Genomic DNA, 23,175 nt, shown 5'->3' with positions numbered 1-23,175 from the left:
AAGAGCTACGAAACAGGAGTCGGTAATGAGCTATCAGCACCAGTATGTCGACGGTACGCGTATTCACTTCCCGCTGGGGAAAGTGGTATGCATTGGCCGTAACTACGCCGAACACGCCAAGGAACTGGACAACCCGGTGCCTACAGAACCGCTGCTGTTCATCAAGCCGGGCAGTTGCGTCGTGCCGCTGGAAGGTGGTTTCAGCATTCCGACGGAGCGCGGTTCGGTGCATTACGAAGCGGAAATCGCGGTGTTGATCGGCAAGCCTTTGTCGACCAAACCGAGCCGTGAAGAAGTGCTTGATGCTATCTCCGGCTTCGCCCCGGCCCTGGACCTGACCCTGCGCGACAAGCAGGCCGAGCTGAAAGCCAAGGGCCTGCCTTGGGAGATTGCCAAGTCCTTCGACGGTGCGGCGGTGATCGCGCCGTTCGTGTCCGGCAGCACGTTCGCTGACCTGACCGACATCGGCATCCGCCTGACCATCAACGGCGAAGTGCGCCAGGATGGCAACAGCAGCGCAATGCTCAACCCGATCGTGTCGATGATCCAGCACATGGCCGGCTGTTTCTCGCTGCAGGCCGGTGACGTGATCCTGACGGGTACGCCGGTTGGCGTTGGTCCGCTGAATGTCGGTGACGAACTGGTGCTGGAATTGCCAGGCGCCAGCAGCTTCACCAGTAGCGTGCGCTAAAAAAGCAAAAGATCGCAGCCTGCGGCAGCTCCTACACCAATCTCTGTAGGAGCTGCCGCAGGCTGCGATCTTTTGATCTTGGTTGCCTGCACAGGGCTTTCCCGCCATTTCCCGTTTTTTTCACATCTCGTCCGGATAATTCCGGGACTTGCGGCGTCTGAGCCGGTCCCAATTGTGCTATTCCCCTTAGCCTGAATTTCTGGAACTCATCCCTCGATGGTCACCCAACAACCACTGCCCAAGCTTAAAACTGCCCGCCGCTCGCGCTTTTTCATGCGTTGGTATTTCTGGCTTTTGCTGGTGGCCGCCGCCTATGGCCTCGCGTTTGCGATGCATTGGGATGACCGTGGTGTGCTTTGGGTGCTGGAGCGTTTCGAAAGCCCCGCCGAACGTCAGCAGAGTGTCTGGTTACCGGATTACCGGGCAGTGATCGATGCCAAATTGCTGCCGGGCATGGAAAAGGACGAAGCGTCCGACCTGGCCTACAACCCTCAAACCAAAACCCTGTTCTCGGTCATGGGCAAAAACCCGTTCCTCGTCGAACTGACGCTGCAGGGCGACGTGCTGCGCAAAATGCCGCTGGTGGGCTGGAGCAACCCGGAAGGCGTGACTGTGATGGGCAACGGTCTGTTGGCCATCGTCGATGAGCGTGACCACATGCTCTCCATCGTCAAGGTCGATGCCGATACCCGCGAGCTGAACATCGCCAACTTTCCGAAATACGACCTCGGCCCTTCGAAGGACCAGAACAAGGCGTTCGAAGCCATCGTCTGGGATTCGCGCAATCAGCAAATGTTGCTGGGTGAAGAGCGTCCACCGGCGTTGTTCACCTGGAAAAGCAACGATGGCCAGACACTCACCGGTGACAAGCAAAAACTCGCCAGTGATGAACTGGACATCCGCAACCTCTCGGCGCTGGCCATCGACCCGCGCACTGGCCACACCTTGGTGCTGTCTGCCGACTCCCACTTGTTGCTGGAACTGGACGAGAAGGGTGAGCAGGTCAGCTTCATGACCTTGCTCGGCGGCTTCAATGGTTTGAAGAAGACCATTCCTCGCGCCGAAGGCGTGACCATGGACGAGGCGGGCACGCTGTACCTGGTGAGCGAGCCGAACCTGTTCTACCGCTTCGAAAAGCAGAAATAACGATCCCCCCGTAGGAGCTGGCGTTTGTGGTCGTAGGCCACTGGCCATTAAGCTTCAATTCAGACTGCCGTGGTATTTCATCCGCCCGTTCTGTTTTCGAGCTTGCCTGAATGCGTCGACTTGCCCGCCCCAAGCCTCTGCTTTTGATCCTGTCGGTGATAGCCCTGATCGCTCTGATTGCGGGCGGCCAGCACCTGCGCCTGTTCGAGCGCGCCTGGTTCAATCTGTACACGCTTTGGCAGCCAGTGAATGCTCAGTCCATCGCTTTGGATCAGTACCAGGTAGCGGTCGAGGCGCGAGTCATTGTTGGGCTGGACGACGATGTTTCGGCGTTGACCTTCGATCCAGTGCGCAAAAGCCTGTTCACCGTCACCAACAAAAACTCAGAGCTGATCGAACTGTCGCTGGACGGCCAGATTGTTCGACGCATTGCGCTGATCGGGTTTGGCGATCCGGAAGCGGTGGAATTCATTAGCGCTGACACTTACGTGATCACTGATGAGCGTCAGCAGCGGCTGATCAAGGTTCATCTGGAAAAGGACACAACGTTCCTCGACGCAGCGGATGCCGAGAAGATGACCCTTGGCGTGCACATGAGCGGCAACAAGGGCTTCGAAGGCCTGGCTTACGACTCGGTGGGCAAACGGTTGTTTGTCGCCAAGGAACGCGACCCGATGCTGATCTACGAAGTGCAGGGATTTCCGCATTACAACCCGGAAAAATCCTACGCGGTGCACGTCGTGAACAACCCCAAGCGCGATGCAGGGATGTTCGTGACGGACCTGTCGAGCCTGCAATACGACGAGCGCAGCGGCCATTTGTTGGCATTGTCGGATGAGTCGCGGCTGATTCTGGAACTCGATGTGGACGGGCGACCGCTGAGTACCCTGTCACTGAGCAAGGGGCGTCAGGGGTTGCAGAAGACGGTGCCGCAAGCGGAAGGGATCGCCATGGATGACGACGGTACGATGTACCTGGTGAGCGAGCCGAACCTGTTCTACGTCTTCAAAAAACCAACACAACCCTGACCAACCCCCCAAAACAAATGTGGGAGCGGGCTTGCTCGCGAAGAGGCCCTGTCAGCCGATGGAAATGTCGGCTGACAGACCGCCTTCGCGAGCAGGCTCGCTCCCACAGGTTTTGCGTATGTTTTATTTTGCGCGCAGGGTTTTTACGCCCTCACTGGTGCCCAGCAGCAGCAAATCCGCTGGACGTGCTGCGAACAAACCGTTGGTGACCACGCCGACGATCGCATTGATCTGCGTCTCCAGCTCCACCGGGTTGGTGATCTGCATGTTGAAGACGTCGAGGATGATGTTGCCGTTGTCGGTCAGCACGCCTTCACGGTAAACCGGGTCGCCACCGAGCTTCACCAGCTCGCGGGCCACGTGGCTGCGGGCCATCGGGATCACTTCCACCGGCAGCGGGAATGCGCCGAGCACCGGCACCAGTTTGCTGGCGTCGGCGATGCAGATGAAGGTCTTGGCCACAGCCGCCACAATCTTCTCGCGGGTCAGGGCTGCGCCGCCGCCCTTGATCAGGTTCAGGTGCTCATCGCTTTCATCGGCGCCGTCGACGTAGAACTCCAGGTCGCTGACAGTGTTCAGCTCATACACCGGAATGCCGTGGCCCTTGAGGCGGGCTGCGGTGGCTTCGGAGCTGGCGACCGCGCCGTCGAACGCGCCTTTGTGCTTGGCCAGTGCGTCGATGAAGCAGTTGGCGGTGGAGCCGGTGCCGACCCCGACGATGCTCTTGTCGTCGAGTTTCGGGAGGATGAAGTCGACGGCGGCCTGAGCCACTGCCTGTTTGAGTTGATCCTGGGTCATGCGGGCTCCGAAGCGGGCAAAGGGAGAACGGAAAGGCCGGCATTATAGGCTTCGGGGCGGTGAAGGTCATTGGCCGATTGGCAGGTCAAAAGATCGCAGCCTTCGGCAGCTCCTACAGAATGATCGCGTGTCCCTGTAGGAGCTGCCGAAGGCTGCGATCTTTTCCGACTGGCCTAAAACCACCTGTTTAGTGTGGTCGCTTAGGCAAAAGCCGGGTTAGACTCCTTGGCCCTGCCCAACTCGCTCAGTGATGCTTTCCGATGCTCGAACAGTACGTCAAAAAGATCCTCACCTCGCGCGTTTATGACGTTGCCGTAGAAACCCCATTGCAGACTGCTCGCCAGCTCTCCGAGCGGCTGGGCAACAGTATTTTGCTCAAGCGCGAAGACTTGCAGCCGGTGTTCTCGTTCAAGATTCGCGGCGCCTACAACAAGCTCACGCAGCTGTCCGATGAAGAGCGCGCTCGCGGCGTGGTCACTGCTTCCGCGGGCAACCACGCGCAAGGCCTGGCCCTGGCGGCGAAAGTGTTGGGCGTGAAAGCGACCATCGTGATGCCCAAGACCACCCCGGAAATCAAAGTCGAAGGCGTGCGTTCACGCGGTGGCAAAGTGGTGCTGCACGGGGATTCGTTCCCGGAAGCCCTGGCCTACTCGCTGAAACTGGTCGACGAAAAAGGCTACGTCTACATTCACCCTTACGACGATCCCCACACCATTGCCGGGCAGGGCACGGTGGCGATGGAGATTCTGCGCCAGCACCCTGGCCGTCTGGACGCGATCTTCGTCCCGGTGGGCGGCGGCGGGTTGATTGCCGGAATCGCGGCGTATGTGAAGTACTTGCGGCCTGAAATCAAAATCATCGGCGTCGAGCCGGACGATTCCAACTGCCTGCAAGCCGCAATGGCCGCTGGCGAACGCGTGATCCTGCCGACCGTGGGCCTCTTCGCCGACGGCGTCGCCGTGGCGCAGATTGGTCAGTACACCTTCGATATCTGCAAAGATTATGTCGATGAAGTGATCACCGTCAGCACCGATGAAATCTGCGCGGCGATCAAGGACATCTACGACGATACCCGCTCGATCACCGAACCTGCCGGCGCCTTGGGCGTGGCCGGGATCAAGAAATACGTCGAGCAACGCGGTGTCACCGGGCATACCTTTGTGGCCATCGACTCCGGCGCCAACGTCAACTTCGACCGTCTGCGCCACGTCGCCGAGCGTGCTGAACTGGGCGAGGGGCGCGAAGCGATTATCGCCGTGACCATTCCCGAGAAACCGGGCAGCTTCAAGGCGTTCTGTGAAGCCATCGGCAAGCGCCAGATCACCGAATTCAACTATCGCTACAACACCGGCAGCGAGGCGCACATCTTTGTTGGCGTGCAGACGCATCCGGAAAACGACCCGCGCAGTGCGCTGCTTGCCAGTCTGACCGAGCAGGGTTTTCCGGTGCTCGACCTGACCGACAACGAGTTGGCCAAGTTGCACATTCGTCATATGGTCGGCGGACGTGCTGTTCACGTGGTCGATGAAGTGGTGCTGCGCTTTGAGTTCCCGGAGCGTCCGGGTGCGCTGTTCAACTTCCTCAACAAGCTCGGCGGGCGCTGGAACATCTCGATGTTCCACTACCGCAACCATGGTGCGGCGGATGGTCGTGTGGTCGCGGGGCTGCAAGTGCCTCACGAGGAACGCCATCTGGTGCCCGCTGCGCTGGAAGAAATCGGCTACCCGTACTGGGACGAAAGCGACAACCCGGCCTATCAGCTGTTTCTCGGCTGAGCGGCTACGCTGATGGCCAGGCCATAAGGAAATCGAACAATGGAAACGTTAACCGCCCTGAAAGTCGCTCATATGGTGGCGACGGTGTTGCTGCTGGTCAGTGCGCTGGGGCTTGCGATCTGGGTCTGGCGTACACGCCGTAACGGAGACGCGACGGCTCACGCACGCACATTGCAACGGCCGCAAGTGTTCATCTGGCTGGTGATGGGGCTGGCTCTGCTGAGCATGCCGTTTACCGGCTGGTGGATGGTGCATCTGGTGGGCTGGCCGCTGGGGCAGATCTGGTTGCTGGCGTCCAGTGTGCTTTACACCGTCGCGGCGTTGGGCTGGTTCTGGTTGCTGGTGCGGCTGAATCGGCTGCGTAAGGCACCGGCAGCGGGCAACGGCAAGCTCACTTTCGCCATCGCACTGTTTAGCTTCGTCTGTTTTATCGCGATTGCCGGGCTGATGGGCGCGAAGCCGGTTTAGCGCGGAATCTGTAGCAGCTGCCGAGGTACGAGGCTGCGTTGCGTGTCCGCAGGACCGCCCCCGGGGGCCGCTGCGCAGCCCAACGCAGCCTCGTACCTCGGCAGCTGCTACAGGCGATATCAGTCGCGCAGACTAATTACCGGCCAGCCACGCTTCTCGGCCTCGGCGCGCAGATTCGGGTCCGGGTCGACGGCGATCGGATTCGTTACCTGCTCAAGCAGCGCCAAATCATTCATCGAGTCGCTGTAGAAGTAACTGTCTTCCAGCGAATGCCCGGTCTCTTCCAGCCAACGACTCAGCCTTGTGACCTTGCCTTCCCGGAAGCACGGAACATCAGTGCTGCGCCCGGTGTAGCGACCATCAACCATCTCGCATTCAGTGGCGATCAGGGTTTCGACGCCCAGACGCTGGGCAATCGGCCCGGTAACAAAACGGTTGGTCGCAGTGATGATCACCAACTTGTCACCCGCCTCGCGGTGCTTGGCCAGCAGTTCGAGACCCTTGGGCAACACAATCGGCTCAATGCAATCGCGCATGTAATCCAGATGCCATTGATCCAGCGTGGCCATCTCGGTGCGGCCGAGGACTTCCAGGCAGAAGTTCAGGTAGGCATCGTTATCCAGTTTGCCGGCCAGGTAATCCTGATAGAACTCGTCGTTGCGTGCCTTGTAGGCGACGGCGTCGAGGAAGCCGCGCTCGCAGAGGTAATCGCCCCAGGCGTGGTCACTGTCACCGCCCAAGAGCGTGTTGTCCAAGTCGAATAAAGCCAGCCGCATTGCAGTTACTCGCTGAAAAGTCTGTAGAAAGGCGTTCAGAATACGGACTTTTCACAAGAGTGCACATAAGGTAGGCCGGCTCGTTGCTGCTATCACAACCTTTGTGGAACAATGCGGCGACATGCGTTTGCGAGGTTGTTGCCGTGATCGACCCCGATGGTTTCCGCCCCAATGTCGGGATCATTCTCACGAATGATGCCGGACAGGTGCTATGGGCTCGCCGTATCAATCAAGATGCCTGGCAGTTTCCACAGGGCGGAATCAACCCCCAGGAGACGCCGGAAGACGCCTTGTACCGCGAGTTGAACGAAGAAGTGGGTCTTGAGCGCGAAGATGTTGAAATTCTCGCCTGCACCCGGGGCTGGTTGCGCTATCGTTTGCCGCAACGTCTGGTCCGAACGCACAGCCAACCGCTGTGCATCGGCCAGAAACAGAAATGGTTTCTCCTGCGCCTGGTCTCCAACGAGCAACGGGTGCGGATGGATTTGACCGGTAAACCGGAATTCGATGGCTGGCGCTGGGTCAGCTATTGGTATCCGTTGGGCCAGGTGGTGACATTCAAGCGCGAAGTGTATCGACGCGCTCTCAAAGAGCTTGCCCCGCGCCTTTTATCGCGCGACTGACGACGGAGTTCGACCCCGAGCCATGCTCAATACGCTGCGCAAGATCGTCCAGGAAGTTAACTCCGCCAAGGATCTCAAGGCGGCGTTGGGGATTATTGTGTTGCGCGTCAAAGAGGCCATGGGCAGCCAGGTCTGCTCGGTCTACCTGCTTGACCCTGAGACCAACCGTTTCGTGCTGATGGCCACCGAGGGCTTGAACAAGCGCTCGATCGGCAAAGTCAGCATGGCACCCAACGAAGGTCTGGTTGGCCTGGTCGGCACGCGTGAAGAACCCCTGAACCTCGAAAACGCCGCGGATCACCCGCGCTACCGTTACTTCGCCGAGACCGGTGAAGAACGCTACGCCTCGTTCCTCGGGGCGCCGATCATTCACCACCGCCGCGTCGTCGGCGTGTTGGTCATTCAGCAAAAGGAACGTCGCCAGTTCGATGAAGGTGAAGAAGCCTTCCTCGTGACCATGAGCGCGCAGCTTGCCGGCGTTATCGCCCACGCCGAAGCCACCGGTTCGATCCGTGGGCTGGGCCGTCAGGGCAAAGGCATCCAGGAAGCCAAGTTCATCGGCGTACCGGGTTCGCCGGGTGCGGCAGTCGGTACCGCGGTGGTCATGCTGCCGCCGGCCGATCTGGACGTGGTGCCCGACAAGACCATCACCGATATCGCCGCCGAACTCGGGCTGTTCAAGACTGCCATCGAAGGCGTGCGCGCCGACATGCGCGCCTTGTCCGCCAAACTGGCGAATCAGTTGCGCCCGGAAGAGCGCGCGCTGTTCGATGTTTACCTGATGATGCTCGACGATGCGTCACTGGGCAGCGAAATCACCACCGTGATCAAGACTGGCCAGTGGGCTCAGGGCGCGTTGCGTCAGGTGGTCACCGAACACGTCAACCGTTTCGAATTGATGGACGACGCCTATCTGCGTGAGCGCGCCTCGGACGTCAAAGACCTCGGTCGGCGCTTGCTGGCTTATCTGCAGGAAGAGCGTCAGCAGACCCTGGTCTACCCCGATAACACCATTCTCATCAGCGAAGAACTGACGCCGGCGATGCTCGGCGAGGTGCCGGAAGGCAAGCTGGTCGGCCTGGTGTCGGTACTCGGTTCCGGCAACTCCCACGTGGCGATCCTGGCACGCGCCATGGGTATCCCGACGGTGATGGGCCTGGTCGACTTGCCGTATTCCAAGGTCGACGGCATCCAGATGATCGTCGACGGCTACCACGGCGAGGTCTACACCAACCCGAGCGAAGTGCTGCGCAAGCAGTTCGCCGAAGTGGTCGAGGAAGAGAAGCAACTGGCGCTCGGGCTGGATGCACTGCGGGACTTGCCGTGCGTGACCGTCGATGGCCACCGCATGCCGCTGTGGGTCAACACCGGCCTGCTGGCGGATGTGGCGCGAGCGCAGAAGCGTGGCGCTGAAGGCGTCGGTCTGTACCGCACCGAAGTGCCGTTCATGATCAACCAGCGCTTCCCGAGTGAAAAAGAACAGCTGGCGATTTATCGCGAGCAGCTCGCCGCGTTCCACCCGCAACCGGTGACGATGCGCAGCCTGGACATCGGCGGCGACAAGTCGCTGTCGTACTTCCCGATCAAGGAAGACAACCCGTTCCTCGGCTGGCGCGGCATTCGCGTCACGCTCGACCACCCGGAAATCTTCCTGGTGCAGACCCGCGCCATGCTCAAGGCCAGCGAAGGCTTGAACAACTTGCGGATTCTGCTGCCGATGATCTCCGGCACCCACGAGCTGGAAGAAGCCCTGCACCTGATTCACCGGGCCTGGGGCGAAGTCCGCGACGAAGGCTGCGACGTGCCTATGCCGCCGATCGGCGTGATGATCGAAATTCCGGCAGCGGTTTATCAGACCAAGGAACTGGCGCGGCAAGTGGACTTCCTGTCGGTCGGTTCCAACGACCTGACCCAGTACCTGCTGGCCGTGGATCGAAACAACCCGCGGGTAGCCGACCTCTACGACTACCTGCACCCAGCGGTGCTGCAAGCCCTTCAGAGCGTGGTGCGTGACGCTCATGCCGAAGGCAAGCCAGTGAGCATCTGCGGTGAGATGGCCGGCGATCCGGCGGCGGCGGTGCTGTTGATGGCGATGGGCTTCGACAGCCTGTCGATGAACGCCACCAACTTGCCGAAAGTGAAGTGGATGTTGCGTCAGATCAACCTGAGCAAGGCCAAGGAGTTGCTCGCGGAGCTGATGACCATCGACAACCCGCAAGTTATCCACAGTTCGCTGCAATTGGCGCTGAAGAACCTTGGGTTGGCGCGGATGATTAATCCGGCTTCGGCTAAAACCCTATAAAACGCTGATGGCCCCATCGCGAGCAGGCTCGCTCCCACATTTGATTTGTGATCTACACAAGTCCCCTGTGGGAGCGAGCCTGCTCGCGATGAGGCCAGCCCTGACAGCACCAATCTAAACCCTGATCTCCACTTCCCCCAAATGCCCGCCATACGGCCCAAAACTCCGCTCCACCATCCACCGCGTCCCATCCGCCTGAACAATCAACGCCGTACTCGCTCGCGTCCCATAAGTCGGACTGGCAATAAATACACTCGACAGCAATGTCTCGGTGGCCAACCCGACCCCGGTATCCGGCAGTTCGGCAAATGGCGCCGTCTGCGGATCATTCAGCAACGCCAATAAAGCCTGGGGTTGCGGATCGTCCAGCACTTCCTCCAGCGCTGCCCGCGCCCTGAGCAGCTTCGGCCATGGCGTATCCAGCCCGGCGTTCGACAACCCATAAACCCCCGGTGGCAGCATCACCGCCTCAGTCTCCCGGGCATTGAAGTGCCATAGCTCGTTGGCGTTGCCGATCAGCAGATTAAATCCGGAATATTCCAGCGAACGTGCAACAACGTCGCTCAAATAGTCATCTATCGGCATATCCCCGCTGAGAAATCGCGCCACCAGCTCCCCTCGCGAGGTGCGTGCGGGCGGCTGGTGCGGATCGCGGATATTGGTCAGCGCGGCGAAGCGTCCATGGGCGCCAACACCAAGCCAGGTGCCCCCCGCCTCCAGATCGCGACCGGCATGCACGTGCGGTGCTTCGGGCCATTGCGCCAGAGGCAGGCTGGGCCGGGCATAGAATTCGTCGCGGTTGGCCGCCACGATCAGCGGCTGGGCGTGACCCGGTCGCCAAGCGAAAACAATCAGGCACATAAGGCAGTCCTTGTGTGTTTTCTGCCCACTCTACTCAGTCATCGTGTGGGTATCCATCGCCATCCAGTGGAGCTTGAGGCCATGCATCCGTTACCATGCCGCTCTCATTTGGGGATGCGCATGGAATTTCTGCTCTACCTGGCGCTCGGCGCCTGTGCAGGTGTGCTGGCCGGGCTGTTCGGGGTCGGCGGCGGGATCATTATCGTTCCGGTGCTGGTTTACAGTTTTAAGCTGCAAGGGTTCGATCCGTCGATCCTCACGCACCTGGCGGTCGGCACGTCCCTGGCGACGATCATCTTCACCTCGGTCAATGCGATCCGCGAACATCACCGTCGTGGTGCCGTACGTTGGCCGATTTTTGCCTGGATGACCCTCGGTATTCTCATGGGTGCCGGTTTCGGCGCGCTGACGGCCGAGGCGATCTCCGGGCCCAATCTGCAGAAAATCATTGGCGTCTTCGCCCTGGTCATCGCTGCGCAACTGGCACTGGATTTCAAACCCAAGGCCAGTCGAACGGTGCCGGGTAAAGTCGGTCTGACCGTGGCCGGCAGTGTGATTGGCTGGGCCTCGGCGATTTTCGGGATTGGCGGCGGCTCGCTGACGGTGCCGTTTCTGACCTGGCGCAGCGTACCGATGCAGCAAGCGGTGGCGACTTCATCCGCCTGTGGCTTGCCGATTGCCTTGTCCAGTGCATTATTTTTCATGATTCTGGGCTGGCACGATCCGTTGCTGCCGGCCCATAGTCTCGGTTTTGTTTATTTGCCGGCGTTGCTGGGGATCGCCCTGACCAGCATGTTCTTCGCCCGCCTCGGCGCACGACTGGCCCACAGCCTGTCGCCGAAGTTGCTGAAAAGACTGTTCGCCGCTTTGCTGTTCTGCGTTGGTCTGAACTTTTTGCTCTGACACACCGCAATCCTGGCTTAATCCTGGCGTGACAGCGTCGCCCGGGAATTTTAAAGGTTTCAACTCTAACGAGGAGTCGCAATGCTGCCTTACCCGCAGATCGACCCGGTGGCATTGGCCATCGGTCCGCTGAAAATCCACTGGTACGGCTTGATGTACCTGATCGGCATCGGCGGCGCCTGGCTGCTGGCGTCGAGCCGGTTGAACCGCTTCGACCCGACCTGGAGTAAAGAGAAGCTCTCCGACATGGTGTTCTGGATGTCGATGGGGGTCATTGTCGGCGGCCGCTTGGGCTATGTGCTGTTCTACGATCTGAGTGCTTACATCGCCAACCCGCTGTTGATCTTTGAAGTGTGGAAGGGCGGTATGTCGTTCCACGGCGGGTTCATCGGCGTGATGTTGGCCGCGTTGTGGTTCGGTAAAAAGAACGGCAAGTCGTTCTTCCAGCTGATGGACTTCGTTGCACCGATGGTGCCGATCGGTCTGGGCGCCGGACGTATCGGCAACTTCATCAACGCCGAGTTGTGGGGCAAGGCCACCGATGTGCCGTGGGCGATGGTCTTCCCGACCGATCCGGCGCAACTGGCGCGTCACCCGTCGCAGCTGTATCAGTTCGCGCTCGAAGGCGTAGCGCTGTTCGCCATTCTCTGGTTGTTCTCGCGCAAGCCGCGGCCGACCATGGCGGTGTCCGGGATGTTCGCGCTGTTCTATGGCATTTTCCGTTTCATCGTCGAATTCGTCCGCGTACCGGACGCGCAACTGGGCTATCTGGCCTGGAACTGGCTGACCATGGGTCAGGTACTGTGCGTACCGATGATCGTCGGCGGTCTGTACCTGATCTGGCTGGCGTATCACCGTGCACCGGCGGCTCCAGCGGCGGCCGTATAAATTCGAACCCCGGGGCGACAGTCCCGGGTTCAAGGACACAGGTAACTCATGAAGCAATATCTCGAACTGGTCGCCCACGTCATCAAGAACGGCACCAAACAGGCCAACCGCACCGGCGTGAACACCATCAGCTTCCCTGGCGCGATGCTGCGTTATGACCTGAAGGAAGGTTTTCCGGCGATCACCACCCGCAAAATGGCCTTCAAATCGGCCATCGGCGAGATGTGTGGTTTTCTGCGCGGGGTGAACAACGCCGCCGAGTTCCGTGCGCTGGGCTGCAAGGTCTGGGATCAGAACGCCAACGAAAACGCGCAGTGGCTGGCCAACCCGTTCCGTCAGGGTGAGGACGACCTTGGCGAGATCTACGGCGTGCAATGGCGCAAATGGCCGGCGTACAAGCAGATTCCGGTCAGCAACCAGGCCGCCATCGAGCAGACCCTGAGCCAAGGTTATCGCCAAATCGCTGAAGGCGAAGAAGACGGTCAGGCCTATGTGGTGCTGTACAAGGCGATCGACCAGATCCGCCAGTGCGTCGACACCATCATCAAGGATCCGGGCAGCCGCCGCATTCTGTTCCACGGCTGGAACGTGGCGCAGCTCGACGAAATGGCCCTGCCGCCGTGCCACTTGCTGTACCAGTTCCACCCGAATGTGGAGACCAAAGAGATTTCTTTGACCCTCTACATCCGCTCGAACGACCTGGGCCTGGGCACGCCGTTCAACCTCACCGAAGGCGCTGCGCTGCTGAGCCTGATCGGTCGCCTGACCGGCTACACGCCGCGCTGGTTCACTTATTTCATCGGTGATGCCCACGTCTACGAAAACCACTTGGACATGCTCAATGAACAGCTCAAGCGCGAGCCGTTCCCGATGCCGAAACTGGTGATCAGCGACCGTGTGCCGGAGTTTGCCAAGACCGGTGTTTATCAGCCGGAGTGGCTGGAGTTGATCGATCCGAGCGATTTTTCGCTGGAAGGTTACGAACACCACGCCCCAATGACGGCGCCAATGGCGGTTTAAGCCTTACGGCGATCCCCTGTAGGAGCTGCCGAAGGTTCGGGCCGCGTTCGGCAGCTCCTACAGGGTTTTGTGGTGTTTTTAGTGACCGTGACTGCGGCCCACATGCGAATGCTCAACCTCCGTTGCCACAACGCCGCCACTGACCTCCAGCCGCTGCAAAATCCCGCACTGATCGATATCCGGCCCTTCGCTGCAACGTTGGCGCAGGTCGAGCAGTTGTGCCTGCAACGCCATCAACCCATCGATCCGCGCCTTCACGTGATGAATGTGTTCGTCGATCAACGCATTCACGCTTTCGCACTGATCCTGCGGACTGTCGCGCAGGGCCAGCAGGCTGCGGATTTCTTCCAGCGTCATGTCGAGGGTGCGGCAGTTGCGGATGAACGTCAGGCGCTCGGCGTGGGCCTGGGTGTAGACGCGGTAGTTGCCGTCGCTGCGGGCCGGCTCCGGCAGCAGGTTTTCGCGCTCGTAGTAGCGAATGGTTTCCACGGCGCAGTCGGTGAGTTTGGCCAGTTCTCCGATCTTCATGACGATAATCTCCAAAAGGGTGCTTGACCCTATAGTGGCTACAGGGTCTTTACTTGGCAACAGGCACCTTTCCGGACGCGACCCAATGAGCGATTCCCTTCACACCAACAAACCCGAGGCTGATCACGATCACGATCACGATCACGATCACGATCACGATCACGATCACAGCCACAAGCTGCAGCCTGTACAGAAGCATGACCATGGCGGGCACGGGGATTCCTGCTGTTCCGCCAAAGTGGCGGCGCCGTCGCTGATCAAGTTGAGCGAAACCCCAACGGCCGGCGCGCGACTGAGCAATTTCCGCATCGACGCCATGGATTGCCCAACCGAGCAGACGCTGATCGAGAACAAACTCGGCAAACTCGTGGGCGTGCAGCAACTGGAATTCAACCTGATCAACCGCGTGTTGGGCGTCACCCATGACCTGCCGAGCACTGCGCCGATCATCGACGCCATCAAGTCCCTCGGCATGCAGGCCGAGCCGATAGAGCAGGGCGCTGAACTGCCAGCACCGGCTCCCGAAAGAAAGCCCTGGTGGCCTTTGGCGCTGTCGGGTGTTGGCGCACTGGTCGCCGAAGTTATCCACTTCACCAACGCTGCGCCGAACTGGGTTGTGGCGGTCATCGCGCTGATCTCGATCCTCAGCGGCGGCCTCGGCACCTATAAAAAGGGCTGGATCGCACTTAAAAACCTCAACCTGAACATCAACGCGCTGATGAGCATCGCGGTGACTGGTGCGATCCTGATCGGTCAATGGCCGGAAGCGGCGATGGTGATGTTCCTGTTCACCGTGGCCGAGTTGATCGAAGCCAAGTCGCTGGACCGGGCACGCAACGCCATCGGCGGCCTGATGCAGATGACCCCGGAACAGGCCACGGTGCAGCAGGCCGACGGCAGTTGGATTGAGCGGGACGTCAAAGCGATCGAGTTGGGGGCGCGAGTGCGGGTGCGTCCCGGTGAGCGGATTGGTCTGGACGGTGAAGTGGTGTCGGGCAGTTCAACCATCGATCAGGCGCCGATCACCGGTGAAAGCCTGCCGGTTGAGAAGACTGTCGGTGACAAAGTCTTTGCCGGCACCATCAACCAGGCTGGGTCTCTGGAATACGCCGTGACCGCGGCGGCCAACAACTCGACCCTGGCGCGAATCATCCACGCCGTAGAACAGGCCCAGGGCGCGCGAGCACCGACCCAGCGCTTCGTCGACAGCTTCTCGAAAATCTATACGCCAGCAGTGTTTATCCTGGCGCTCGCGGTGGCGGTGATTCCGCCACTGTTTATGGGCGCGCTGTGGTTTGACTGGATCTACCGGGCGTTGGTGTTGCTGGTGGTCGCCTGCCCATGCGCGTTGGTGATTTCCACCCCGGTGACCATCGTCAGCGGCCTCGCGGCAGCGGCGCGCAAAGGCATTCTGGTGAAGGGCGGCGTCTATCTGGAGGGCGGTTACAAGCTCGATTACCTGGCGTTGGACAAGACCGGCACGATCACGCACGGCAAACCGGTGCAGACTGATTATTTGTCCCTTGATCCAACTGCCGATGAATTGGCCCCGGCGATTGCGGCGGCGCTGGCCGGTCGCTCCGATCACCCGGTGTCCTTGGCCATTGCCAAAGCGGCTGTGGATAAACAACTCGCAGCGCTGACTGTGGATAACTTTGAGGCGCTGGCCGGTCGCGGTGTGCGCGGCGAAATTAACGGTCAGGTTTACCACCTGGGTAATCACCGTTTAGTGGAAGAACTAAACCTGTGCTCGCCCGAACTGGAAGAAAAGCTGTTCTCGCTGGAGAAACAGGGCAAGTCCGTGGTGCTGCTGCTCGACAAGTCCGGCCCGTTGGCGCTGTTCGCCGTGGCCGACACCGTGAAAGAGTCCAGCCGCGAAGCAATCCAGCAACTGCACGAGCTGGGCATCAAAACCCTGATGCTGACCGGCGACAACGTCCACACCGCTCAGGCGATTGCCGCGCAAGTCGGCATCGACGAGGCCAAGGGCGATCTGTTGCCGACCGACAAGCTGCAAGCCATCGAAGCCCTTTATGCACAGGGCCATATCGTCGGCATGGTCGGCGACGGCATCAACGACGCTCCGGCGCTGGCGCGAGCCGAGATCGGTTTTGCCATGGCGGCGGCGGGCACCGATACCGCCATCGAGACCGCCGATGTCGCCCTGATGGACGATGATCTGCGCAAGATTCCAACCTTCATCCGACTGTCACGGCAAACCTCAAGCATCCTCAAACAGAACATCGCCCTGGCATTGGTCATCAAAGCGATCTTTCTTGGGGTAACCTTCGCCGGGATCGCCACCATGTGGATGGCGGTGTTCGCCGACATGGGCGTGAGCCTGTTGGTGGTGTTTAACGGTTTGCGCCTGCTGCGTAAATAAGACGATGAGGGAAGGGTGTGCTGAGTGCCGAGCTGAAGGCGTTTTACATGGTTGCCCGCCTGGGCAGCATTACCCTGGCGGCGAAAAAGCTCGGCCTTAGCCAACCCACGGTGACCACGCAGATTCGCAATCTGGAAAGTCAGTACTCGGTTGAGTTGTTCTACCGTGGTGGCCGCCGCCTCAGTGTCAGCGACGAAGGCGCGCGGCTGCTGCCGATGGTCAAGGCGCTGTTGCAGCAGGAAGCCGACATCGAGTTTTTCCTGCGCAACAGCGGTCAGGTCCAGGGCACGTTGCGCATTGCCGCCACGGCACCGTATTACATTCTTGATCTGGTGAAGACCTTTCGCGAGCGCTTGCCGCAGGTGGAAGTGTCAGTGGAAATCGGTAACTCCCAGCAGGTGCTTGAAGCCTTGGAGGATTACCGGGTCGATGTCGCTGCCTCTTCGCAGTTACTGGAGGATGCGCGGCTGATTCGCCGGGTGCTCGGCAGCGATCCGCTGGTGCTGGCGGTGCATCGCAATCATCCGCTGGCGGTCCACGACCATGTGCCGCTCAGTGCGTTGGCCGGGCATACGTTATTGATGCGCGAATCGGGCTCGACCACTCGACGCCTGACCGAGGAATTGCTGGCCAGCGCCGGGGTGAGTTTCGGGCCGCTGCTGGAGATTGGCAGCCGTGAGTCGATCCGTGAGGCGGTGTTGCGCAATATCGGCATCAGCATCATTGCGCGGCAGGAAGTGCCGCATGATCCGCAGCTGCGCGTGCTGACCATCGAGAATGCGCCGCAGATTCCCGAGTATTTGTACTGCCTCAAGGACCGCAAAGGCGCGCGACTGCCGGCGGCGTTTCTGGGGTTGGCGCAGGAAATGGCGCCGGCTTGAGATCAAAAGATCGCAGCCTTCGGCAGCTCCTACAGGGGAATGCGTTCGGCGTAGGAGCTGCCGAAGGCTGCGATCTTTTGACTCCAACCCAAATCCTCGAATACCACTATCAGCCGTTTTTGCCTCACTGCCACATGACGGACGCATTACAAATCTAGGATGGCCTTCATCTGCTTGATGAGGCCTGTCCATGAACCACTCGATCGCAACTGCCCTGACCAACCCCGGCGCCCCGATGAAAGTGCGCGGCGTGCAGAAACGCTTCGGCGCCTTCACCGCGCTGGATAACGTTTCCCTCGACGTGGCGGCCGGTGAGCTGGTGTGCCTGCTCGGTCCGTCGGGCTGTGGAAAAACCACCTTGCTGCGCTGCATCGCCGGTCTTGAGAAGCAGGACAGCGGCGAGTTGTACCTCGGCGATCGCGACGTTTCCCACCTGGCGCCCCAGGCGCGGGACTACGGCATTCTGTTTCAGTCCTACGCGCTGTTTCCCAATCTCACCGTCGAAGCGAACATTGCCTACGGCCTCGCCGGCAGTGGTCGTGATGAAGTGCGCCAGCGCGTCGGTCAGATGCTGGAGCTGGTCGGCCTGATCGGCAGTGAGAAAAAGTATCCTGGCCAGTTGTCCGGCGGCCAACAGCAGCGTGTCGCACTGGCTCGGGCCCTGGCGCCAGCGCCGTCCTTGTTGTTGCTGGACGAACCGATGTCGGCCCTCGACGCCCGGGTACGCGAGCATCTGTGCACCGAGCTGCGCCAGCTACAGCGCAACCTCGGCGTCACCACGCTGATGGTCACCCACAATCAGGACGAAGCCATGCTGATGGCCGACCGCATCGCCGTGATGAACAACGGCAAGGTCGAGCAATACGCCACGCCGCAGGAAATTTACGACCGCCCGGCCACACCCTTTGTGGCGGAGTTCGTCGGCCAGGGTAACTGGCTGCCATTCCAGCGCAGCAGCGACAGCCACGCCCAGGTCGGCGGAATGAACATGCGCCTGGCCGCCGATTCGGGCAACGCTGCATCGGGTCGTCTGTTTTGCCGCCCGGAAGCGATCAACGTCAACCCGCCCGTGCATGAAGAAAACCTGTTCCCGGCCAAGGTTCGCGAAATCACCTTCCTCGGCAACCGCTGCCGCATGAGTTTCGAACTCGATCAACTGCCGGGTCATGCGCTGCTGGCGGAACTGGCACCAGAAGCCATGCCGCGCCTCGGCGCGCAGCAGATCATGGTCGCCTTGCCGCCGCGCAGCCTGCAGGTGTTTGCCTGATGAGCGCGAACCTCGCGCTGCCGATACCGCACAAACAGGTTCGGCAGACCTCCCGTGCCGAGATCGGCGACCGGGTGTTCGTGGTCGGCGGCAAGGTCCTGTTACTGGTGTTGCTCGGCGTCGCGGTGCTGATGCCGTTGCTGGCGATCTTCTGGCGCGGCTTCAGCTCGGAAGCCGGGCAGGGCGGCGGTCTGGTGGCCGCCCGTGAATTGGTGACCAGTGCCAATTTCCACTGGTTGCTCGGCAATAGCCTGAAAGTTTCCCTCAGCGTTGCGGCGATTGTCGTACCGCTGGCCTACCTGTTTGCCTACGCCCTGCAACGCACGTTGATACCGGGCAAAGGCATTTGGCGTGGCATGTCACTGTTGCCGCTGATGGCGCCGTCGATGTTGCCGGGCATTGCGCTGGTTTATCTGTTCGGCAACCAGGGCATGTTGCGCGGTTTGCTCTCGGACAATATCTACGGCTTCTGGGGCATTGTTCTGGGCGAGGTCATCTACACCTTCCCACACGCGCTGATGATTCTGCTGTCGGCCCTGTCGCTGGCGGATGCGCGACTGTTCGATGCTGCCTCCAGCATGGGCGCCAGTTCGGCGAAGGCTTTTCGCAGCATCACTTGGCCGGCAACGCGTCAGGCTGTGTTCGCGGCGTTCTGTCTGGTGTTCACCCTGACCATCACCGACTTCGGCGTGCCCGTGGTGGTCGGTGGCGATTATCAGGTGCTGGCGCTGGAAGCCTACAAAGCCGTGGTCGGCCAACAACAATTCGGTCGCGGCGCGTTGATCGGCATGGTCCTGCTGCTGCCGGCGCTGTTCAGTTTTGGTGTCGATGCCTGGCTGCGTCGGCGTCATGGCGACTCCATGAGCGGTCGGGCGCAAGTCTTTCAACCGGCGCCGTCGAAACTGCGGGACGGCTGCTACCTGACCATCGTGCTGCTGATCTGCGCGGTGTTGCTGCTGGTGTTCGGCATGGCGGTGTATTCGTCACTGGTGAAATTCTGGCCGTACAACCTGTCGCTGTCGCTCAACCATTACCAGTTCAATGACACCGCGGGCGGTGGCTGGCTGGCCTATGGCAACAGCGTGAAGATGGCGCTGTGTACGGCATTGATCGGCAGCGTGCTGATCTTCACCAGCGCCTACCTGATGGAAAAAACCAAGGGCCAGCGCGGGCTGAATCTGACACTGCGCATGCTCAGTTTCGTACCGATGGCGGTGCCGGGTCTGGTGCTGGGTTTGGGTTACGTCTTTTTCTTCAACCTCAGCGGCAACCCGCTGCACGTGCTCTACGGGACCATGACCCTGCTGGTGGTCTGCACCATTGCTCACTATTTGACCACCGCGCAAATGACCGCCACCACGGCACTGCGCCAACTCGATGCCGAGTTCGAAGCCGCCGCGCTGTCGCTCAAGGCGCCGCTGTATCGGCACTACCTGCGCGTCACCGTGCCGATCTGCCTGCCGGCGCTGCTGGACATCGTGCGCTACCTGTTCGTATCGGCCATGACTACCGTTTCGGCGGCGATCTTCCTCTACAGCCCCGACACCATCCTCGCGGCGGTGGCGGTGCTGAACATGGACGACGCCGGCAACGTCGGCGGCGCTGCGGCGATGTCGACCCTGATTCTGTTCACCTCGGCGGGCGTATCCCTGCTGCTGGCCTGGGCTTCGCGCGGTTTTCTGCGTCGCTCCCAGGCCTGGCGGCAGACCGCGCCTGGTCATTGATTCGCTTCAATCCCTCAACTCAAAAACAGGAAAAGATCATGTTCAAGCCCCTGGCCCTGGCCGCTGCTGTCCTCACCGCTTTCAGCCTGAACGCCTTCGCGGCGAAAACCGAGTTGACGGTGTACACCGCCCTCGAAGCCGAACAACTGAAGACCTATAAAGAGGCCTTCGAAAAGGCCAACCCGGACGTCGAGATCAAGTGGGTGCGTGACTCCACCGGGATCATCACTGCGAAACTGCTGGCCGAAAAAGCCCGCCCACAGGCTGACGCCGTCTGGGGCCTGGCAGCTTCAAGCCTGGCGATTTTCGATCAGCAAGGCATGCTGCAAAGCTACGCACCGAAGGACCTGGGCAAGATCGGCGGCAACTACCGCGACGCCGCCAACCCGCCAGCCTGGGTCGGCATGGACGTCTGGGCCGCGACCATTTGCTTCAACACCGTCGAAGCCGAGAAACAGGGTTTGAGCAAACCCGTGAGCTGGCAGGACCTGACCAAGCCTGAGTACAAAGGCAAGATCGTGATGCCCAACCCGGCCTCGTCCGGCACCGGTTTCCTCGACGTCAGCGCCTGGCTGCAAACCTTCGGCGAGAAACAAGGCTGGCAGTACATGGACGACCTGCACCAGAACATCGGCCAGTACGTTCACTCCGGCTCCAAGCCGTGCAAGCTGGCGGCTTCGGGTGAATTCCCGATCGGCATTTCCTTTGAATACCCGGCTGTTCAGCTGAAGCGCCAGGGCGCGCCGCTGGACATCATCCTGCCGAAAGAAGGCCTGGGCTGGGAGATCGAAGCCACCGCCGTGATCAAGGGCACACCGCATGAAGAGGCGGCGAAGAAGCTGGCTGACTTCTCCGCCAGCCCGGCGGCGATGGAGCTTTATAAAGAGAACTTCGCGGTGCTCGCGCAGCCAGGTATTGCCAAGCCGCAGACCGAATTGCCGGCGGATTATGAGCAGCGTTTGATCAAGAACGACTTTGCCTGGGCGTCGAAGAATCGCGACGAAATCCTGACCGAGTGGCGCAAGCGCTATGACGGCAAGTCCGAGAAAGTGGTCGCCAAGTAAGATCTTCATCGGCTGACAGGGCCCCTTCGCGAGCAGGCTCGCTCCCACATTGGATCTCCAGTGGATGGAGATTTGGGGTTGTCCCCAATCAACTGTGGGAGCGAGCCTGCTCGCGATAGCGGTCGTGAATTCAGGACAAAACCCCCATGACACAACACAACGACATGCTGATTGTAGGCGCCGGCATCCTCGGCCTGTCCCACGCCTACGCCGCCGCCAAGCGCGGTCTCAAGGTCAGCGTTTTCGAACGCAGCGAAACGCCGCTCGGCGCCTCGGTGCGCAACTTCGGTCAGGCACTGGTCACCGGCCAGCCACCGGGCCCGATGCTCGAGCTGGCCAAGGCCAGCCGCGAGATCTGGGGCCAATGGGCACAACTCGCCGGCCTGCAACTCAAGCGCAATGGCTCGTACCTGTTCGCTCGCACCGACGCTGAAGAACACCTGCTGGAAGCCTTCTGCGCCGGCCGCGCCGTGGAACACGGTTACCGTGTCGATCTGCTGCGCGGCGCAGCATTGCGCGATCTATACGGCGGACAGTTCCGCCATCACCGCGCCGCGTTGCACGGGATGGACGATCAGCAACTGTATTCCCGTGAAGCGATTCCAGCGCTGATCGACTACCTGCGCCGCGAACTCGGCGTCACGTTTCACTTCTCCACACTGGTGCGCGACATCGAGCCCGGCCGCTTGCACAGCACCGCCGGAACCTTCAGTGCCGAGCAGATCATCGTCTGTTCCGGCCACGATTATCAGACGCTGCTGGCTGAGCCAATCGCCGAGCTCAACCCGCAAATCTGCCGCCTGCAAATGCTTCGCGCTCGACCGCAAATCAACCTCAACCTGCAACACGCGCTGCTCACCGGTTTGAGCTGCGTGCACTACGGCGCCTTCGCCGATCTGCCGGAAGCGGCGGCGGTGCAGGCGCAGATTCTGCGAGACGAACCGCACCTGCATAAAAACGGTATTCACCTGCTGATCAGTCCGACGCCGCATGGTGAATTGATCATCGGCGACTCCCACCATTACGGCAGCGACCCGTCGCCGTTCAACGCCGAGCAGGTGGACAACTGGATGATTGAGCTCGCGGAACACACCCTGGGTTGCAAGGTGCAAGTGGTCGAACGCTGGCAGGGTGTCTATGGTTCACGGGGGCCGGGGCCGTTCTCGTTCCTGCGCCCGATGCCGGGTGTGAGCGTGGCGCTGATGCACACCGGTGTCGGCATGAGCGTCGGCCCGGCGATGGCCGAACGTAACGTCGCCACCTTATTGGGAGAGCATTGATGGACCGCAATGAGCAAGTGATCGCCGAGGTGTTTGGGTTGTACGAACGCTTTGGCGACAGCGACTACATCGGCGAGCCGGTGTCGCAGATCGAGCACATGTCCCAGGCCGCCGAACTGGCCATGGCCGAGGGCTTCGATGACGAAGTGGTGCTGGCCGCGTTCTTCCACGACATCGGGCATATCTGCACCGAGAGTGCCGAGAACATGGGCGGCTTCGGCGTGATCAGTCATGAGCGCCTGGGCGCCGATTACCTGCGCCGCGCCGGCTTCAGCGATCGCATGGCGCGGCTGGTGGAGTACCACGTTCAAGCCAAGCGGTATCTGACACTTAAAGAACCGGGATACTACGAGCGCTTGAGCGAAGCCAGCCGCCGGACGCTGGAATATCAGGGCGGAATGATGACGGCTGAAGAGGCTGAGGCGTTCGAGCAGGACCCGCTGTGTACCGTGAGTTTGCGCATGCGCCAGTGGGATGAAATGGCGAAAGAGATGCATGTGCCGGTGATTGATCTGGCGGTGTTGAAGAACAAAGCGGTGCGGCTGTTGGCGGCCTAAAGTCACTGACAGGCTCGCTTCCACAAGGTGAGCGTGTCGACCAAAGATTCTGTGTCCACTGCGAAACTACTGTGGGAGCGAGCCTGCTCGCGAAGAGGTGTGTAGCTTTCCCCTCATGATGAACTGGCCTACGGAAAAAAGGGATCGCTCTCACATAAAGGCCGCCGTGAGCGAGCTACCGTGAGTGGACCTTTTTTCAATGAGCCAAACCT

21 protein-coding genes are annotated in these 23,175 nt (G+C 60.5%); 17 read left to right on the top strand and 4 right to left on the bottom strand.

The window, feature by feature from the left end; genetic code table 11:
• Positions 1–25 precede the first annotated feature (25 nt).
• The 3 genes from EAH74_RS01500 (at position 26) to EAH74_RS01490 (ending at position 2,865) form a co-directional block, all read left to right on the top strand.
• Positions 26–691 carry a fumarylacetoacetate hydrolase family protein gene (locus EAH74_RS01500; protein ID WP_140675192.1) on the top strand — a complete coding sequence of 222 codons (666 nt, stop codon included), beginning with the start codon at positions 26–28 and terminating at the stop codon, positions 689–691.
• A 216-nt stretch (positions 692–907) separates the two neighbouring features.
• On the top strand, positions 908–1,837 hold the full coding sequence (locus tag EAH74_RS01495) for an SdiA-regulated domain-containing protein (RefSeq protein ID WP_140675189.1): 930 nt from the start codon (positions 908–910) through the stop codon (positions 1,835–1,837).
• Positions 1,838–1,947: 110 nt separating this feature from the next.
• A complete protein-coding gene (locus EAH74_RS01490) occupies positions 1,948–2,865 on the top strand; it encodes an SdiA-regulated domain-containing protein (protein WP_140675186.1) in 918 nt (305 codons plus the stop codon).
• A gap of 123 nt (positions 2,866–2,988) precedes the next feature.
• Here EAH74_RS01490 and rpiA read toward each other — a convergent pair whose 3' ends face one another.
• Positions 2,989–3,663: a ribose-5-phosphate isomerase RpiA gene (rpiA, locus tag EAH74_RS01480; protein ID WP_134420752.1), complete on the bottom strand. Its 675-nt coding sequence runs from the start codon at positions 3,661–3,663 to the stop codon at positions 2,989–2,991.
• Between the two features lie 260 nt (positions 3,664–3,923).
• Between rpiA and ilvA the strand changes: the two genes are divergently transcribed.
• Both ilvA and EAH74_RS01470 read left to right on the top strand, forming a co-directional pair.
• Positions 3,924–5,438, top strand: coding sequence for a threonine ammonia-lyase, biosynthetic (ilvA, locus tag EAH74_RS01475; RefSeq protein WP_140675182.1), 1,515 nt, complete (start codon positions 3,924–3,926; stop codon positions 5,436–5,438).
• Positions 5,439–5,477: 39 nt separating this feature from the next.
• Positions 5,478–5,906 carry a DUF2269 domain-containing protein gene (locus EAH74_RS01470; protein WP_140675179.1) on the top strand — a complete coding sequence of 143 codons (429 nt, stop codon included), beginning with the start codon at positions 5,478–5,480 and terminating at the stop codon, positions 5,904–5,906.
• A 119-nt stretch (positions 5,907–6,025) separates the two neighbouring features.
• Here the strand turns inward: EAH74_RS01470 and EAH74_RS01465 are convergent, their stop codons facing one another.
• Positions 6,026–6,682 (bottom strand): HAD family hydrolase, encoded by a 657-nt coding sequence (locus tag EAH74_RS01465; RefSeq protein ID WP_140675176.1) that lies wholly within the window; start codon positions 6,680–6,682, stop codon positions 6,026–6,028.
• A gap of 143 nt (positions 6,683–6,825) precedes the next feature.
• Between EAH74_RS01465 and EAH74_RS01460 the strand changes: the two genes are divergently transcribed.
• Entirely contained in the window at positions 6,826–7,305 is a 480-nt protein-coding gene (locus EAH74_RS01460; RefSeq protein ID WP_008150514.1) for an RNA pyrophosphohydrolase, read from the top strand.
• Positions 7,306–7,327: 22 nt separating this feature from the next.
• Positions 7,328–9,607: a phosphoenolpyruvate--protein phosphotransferase gene (gene ptsP, locus EAH74_RS01455; RefSeq protein WP_123368538.1), complete on the top strand. Its 2,280-nt coding sequence runs from the start codon at positions 7,328–7,330 to the stop codon at positions 9,605–9,607.
• A 114-nt stretch (positions 9,608–9,721) separates the two neighbouring features.
• Here the strand turns inward: ptsP and EAH74_RS01450 are convergent, their stop codons facing one another.
• Complete coding sequence (locus tag EAH74_RS01450) at positions 9,722–10,468, bottom strand: NRDE family protein (RefSeq protein WP_140675173.1); 747 nt, start codon at positions 10,466–10,468, stop codon at positions 9,722–9,724.
• 120 nt (positions 10,469–10,588) lie between these two features.
• Between EAH74_RS01450 and EAH74_RS01445 the strand changes: the two genes are divergently transcribed.
• The 3 genes from EAH74_RS01445 (at position 10,589) to EAH74_RS01435 (ending at position 13,279) form a co-directional block, all read left to right on the top strand.
• Positions 10,589–11,371: a sulfite exporter TauE/SafE family protein gene (locus EAH74_RS01445; protein WP_140676133.1), complete on the top strand. Its 783-nt coding sequence runs from the start codon at positions 10,589–10,591 to the stop codon at positions 11,369–11,371.
• 81 nt (positions 11,372–11,452) lie between these two features.
• Positions 11,453–12,259 carry a prolipoprotein diacylglyceryl transferase gene (lgt, locus tag EAH74_RS01440; RefSeq protein ID WP_123368536.1) on the top strand — a complete coding sequence of 269 codons (807 nt, stop codon included), beginning with the start codon at positions 11,453–11,455 and terminating at the stop codon, positions 12,257–12,259.
• Between the two features lie 48 nt (positions 12,260–12,307).
• Positions 12,308–13,279, top strand: coding sequence for a thymidylate synthase (locus tag EAH74_RS01435; protein WP_140675170.1), 972 nt, complete (start codon positions 12,308–12,310; stop codon positions 13,277–13,279).
• A gap of 78 nt (positions 13,280–13,357) precedes the next feature.
• Here the strand turns inward: EAH74_RS01435 and cadR are convergent, their stop codons facing one another.
• Complete coding sequence (gene cadR / locus EAH74_RS01430) at positions 13,358–13,807, bottom strand: Cd(II)/Pb(II)-responsive transcriptional regulator (RefSeq protein WP_140675167.1); 450 nt, start codon at positions 13,805–13,807, stop codon at positions 13,358–13,360.
• Positions 13,808–13,892: 85 nt separating this feature from the next.
• Between cadR and EAH74_RS01425 the strand changes: the two genes are divergently transcribed.
• The 7 genes from EAH74_RS01425 to EAH74_RS01395 all read left to right on the top strand — a co-directional run bounded on the left by EAH74_RS01425 (position 13,893) and on the right by EAH74_RS01395 (position 22,963).
• A complete protein-coding gene (locus tag EAH74_RS01425) occupies positions 13,893–16,190 on the top strand; it encodes a heavy metal translocating P-type ATPase (RefSeq protein WP_140675165.1) in 2,298 nt (765 codons plus the stop codon).
• A 17-nt stretch (positions 16,191–16,207) separates the two neighbouring features.
• Positions 16,208–17,071 carry a LysR family transcriptional regulator gene (locus tag EAH74_RS01420; protein WP_140675162.1) on the top strand — a complete coding sequence of 288 codons (864 nt, stop codon included), beginning with the start codon at positions 16,208–16,210 and terminating at the stop codon, positions 17,069–17,071.
• 190 nt (positions 17,072–17,261) lie between these two features.
• On the top strand, positions 17,262–18,338 hold the full coding sequence (locus tag EAH74_RS01415) for a putative 2-aminoethylphosphonate ABC transporter ATP-binding protein (protein ID WP_140675159.1): 1,077 nt from the start codon (positions 17,262–17,264) through the stop codon (positions 18,336–18,338).
• The gene (locus EAH74_RS01410; protein ID WP_140675156.1) at positions 18,338–20,062 is read left to right on the top strand and encodes a putative 2-aminoethylphosphonate ABC transporter permease subunit; all 1,725 of its coding nucleotides are present in this window, start codon (positions 18,338–18,340) and stop codon (positions 20,060–20,062) included. Before EAH74_RS01415 ends, EAH74_RS01410 begins: the two co-directional genes overlap by 1 nt.
• 38 nt (positions 20,063–20,100) lie before the next feature.
• A complete protein-coding gene (locus tag EAH74_RS01405) occupies positions 20,101–21,126 on the top strand; it encodes a putative 2-aminoethylphosphonate ABC transporter substrate-binding protein (protein WP_140675153.1) in 1,026 nt (341 codons plus the stop codon).
• 146 nt (positions 21,127–21,272) lie between these two features.
• Positions 21,273–22,406 carry a TIGR03364 family FAD-dependent oxidoreductase gene (locus tag EAH74_RS01400; RefSeq protein ID WP_140675149.1) on the top strand — a complete coding sequence of 378 codons (1,134 nt, stop codon included), beginning with the start codon at positions 21,273–21,275 and terminating at the stop codon, positions 22,404–22,406.
• Positions 22,406–22,963 (top strand): phosphonate degradation HD-domain oxygenase, encoded by a 558-nt coding sequence (locus tag EAH74_RS01395; protein WP_140675146.1) that lies wholly within the window; start codon positions 22,406–22,408, stop codon positions 22,961–22,963. Before EAH74_RS01400 ends, EAH74_RS01395 begins: the two co-directional genes overlap by 1 nt.
• Positions 22,964–23,175 lie beyond the last annotated feature (212 nt).

Source organism: Pseudomonas mandelii, assembly GCF_006438925.1.
GTDB lineage: Bacteria > Pseudomonadota > Gammaproteobacteria > Pseudomonadales > Pseudomonadaceae > Aquipseudomonas > Aquipseudomonas mandelii_C.
The sequence above is the reverse complement of the archived record's forward strand: the minus strand, read 5'-3'. Positions and strand labels throughout refer to the sequence as shown.

Coding starts and splice junctions, on each gene's coding strand:
- EAH74_RS01500 (WP_140675192.1), top strand. CDS start 26: ATGAGCTATCAGCACCAGTATGTCGACGGTACGCGTATTCACTTCCCG.
- EAH74_RS01495 (WP_140675189.1), top strand. CDS start 908: ATGGTCACCCAACAACCACTGCCCAAGCTTAAAACTGCCCGCCGCTCG.
- EAH74_RS01490 (WP_140675186.1), top strand. CDS start 1,948: ATGCGTCGACTTGCCCGCCCCAAGCCTCTGCTTTTGATCCTGTCGGTG.
- rpiA (WP_134420752.1), bottom strand. CDS start 3,663: ATGACCCAGGATCAACTCAAACAGGCAGTGGCTCAGGCCGCCGTCGAC.
- ilvA (WP_140675182.1), top strand. CDS start 3,924: ATGCTCGAACAGTACGTCAAAAAGATCCTCACCTCGCGCGTTTATGAC.
- EAH74_RS01470 (WP_140675179.1), top strand. CDS start 5,478: ATGGAAACGTTAACCGCCCTGAAAGTCGCTCATATGGTGGCGACGGTG.
- EAH74_RS01465 (WP_140675176.1), bottom strand. CDS start 6,682: ATGCGGCTGGCTTTATTCGACTTGGACAACACGCTCTTGGGCGGTGAC.
- ptsP (WP_123368538.1), top strand. CDS start 7,328: ATGCTCAATACGCTGCGCAAGATCGTCCAGGAAGTTAACTCCGCCAAG.
- EAH74_RS01450 (WP_140675173.1), bottom strand. CDS start 10,468: ATGTGCCTGATTGTTTTCGCTTGGCGACCGGGTCACGCCCAGCCGCTG.
- EAH74_RS01445 (WP_140676133.1), top strand. CDS start 10,589: ATGGAATTTCTGCTCTACCTGGCGCTCGGCGCCTGTGCAGGTGTGCTG.
- lgt (WP_123368536.1), top strand. CDS start 11,453: ATGCTGCCTTACCCGCAGATCGACCCGGTGGCATTGGCCATCGGTCCG.
- EAH74_RS01435 (WP_140675170.1), top strand. CDS start 12,308: ATGAAGCAATATCTCGAACTGGTCGCCCACGTCATCAAGAACGGCACC.
- cadR (WP_140675167.1), bottom strand. CDS start 13,807: ATGAAGATCGGAGAACTGGCCAAACTCACCGACTGCGCCGTGGAAACC.
- EAH74_RS01425 (WP_140675165.1), top strand. CDS start 13,893: ATGAGCGATTCCCTTCACACCAACAAACCCGAGGCTGATCACGATCAC.
- EAH74_RS01415 (WP_140675159.1), top strand. CDS start 17,262: ATGAACCACTCGATCGCAACTGCCCTGACCAACCCCGGCGCCCCGATG.
- EAH74_RS01410 (WP_140675156.1), top strand. CDS start 18,338: ATGAGCGCGAACCTCGCGCTGCCGATACCGCACAAACAGGTTCGGCAG.
- EAH74_RS01405 (WP_140675153.1), top strand. CDS start 20,101: ATGTTCAAGCCCCTGGCCCTGGCCGCTGCTGTCCTCACCGCTTTCAGC.
- EAH74_RS01400 (WP_140675149.1), top strand. CDS start 21,273: ATGACACAACACAACGACATGCTGATTGTAGGCGCCGGCATCCTCGGC.
- EAH74_RS01395 (WP_140675146.1), top strand. CDS start 22,406: ATGGACCGCAATGAGCAAGTGATCGCCGAGGTGTTTGGGTTGTACGAA.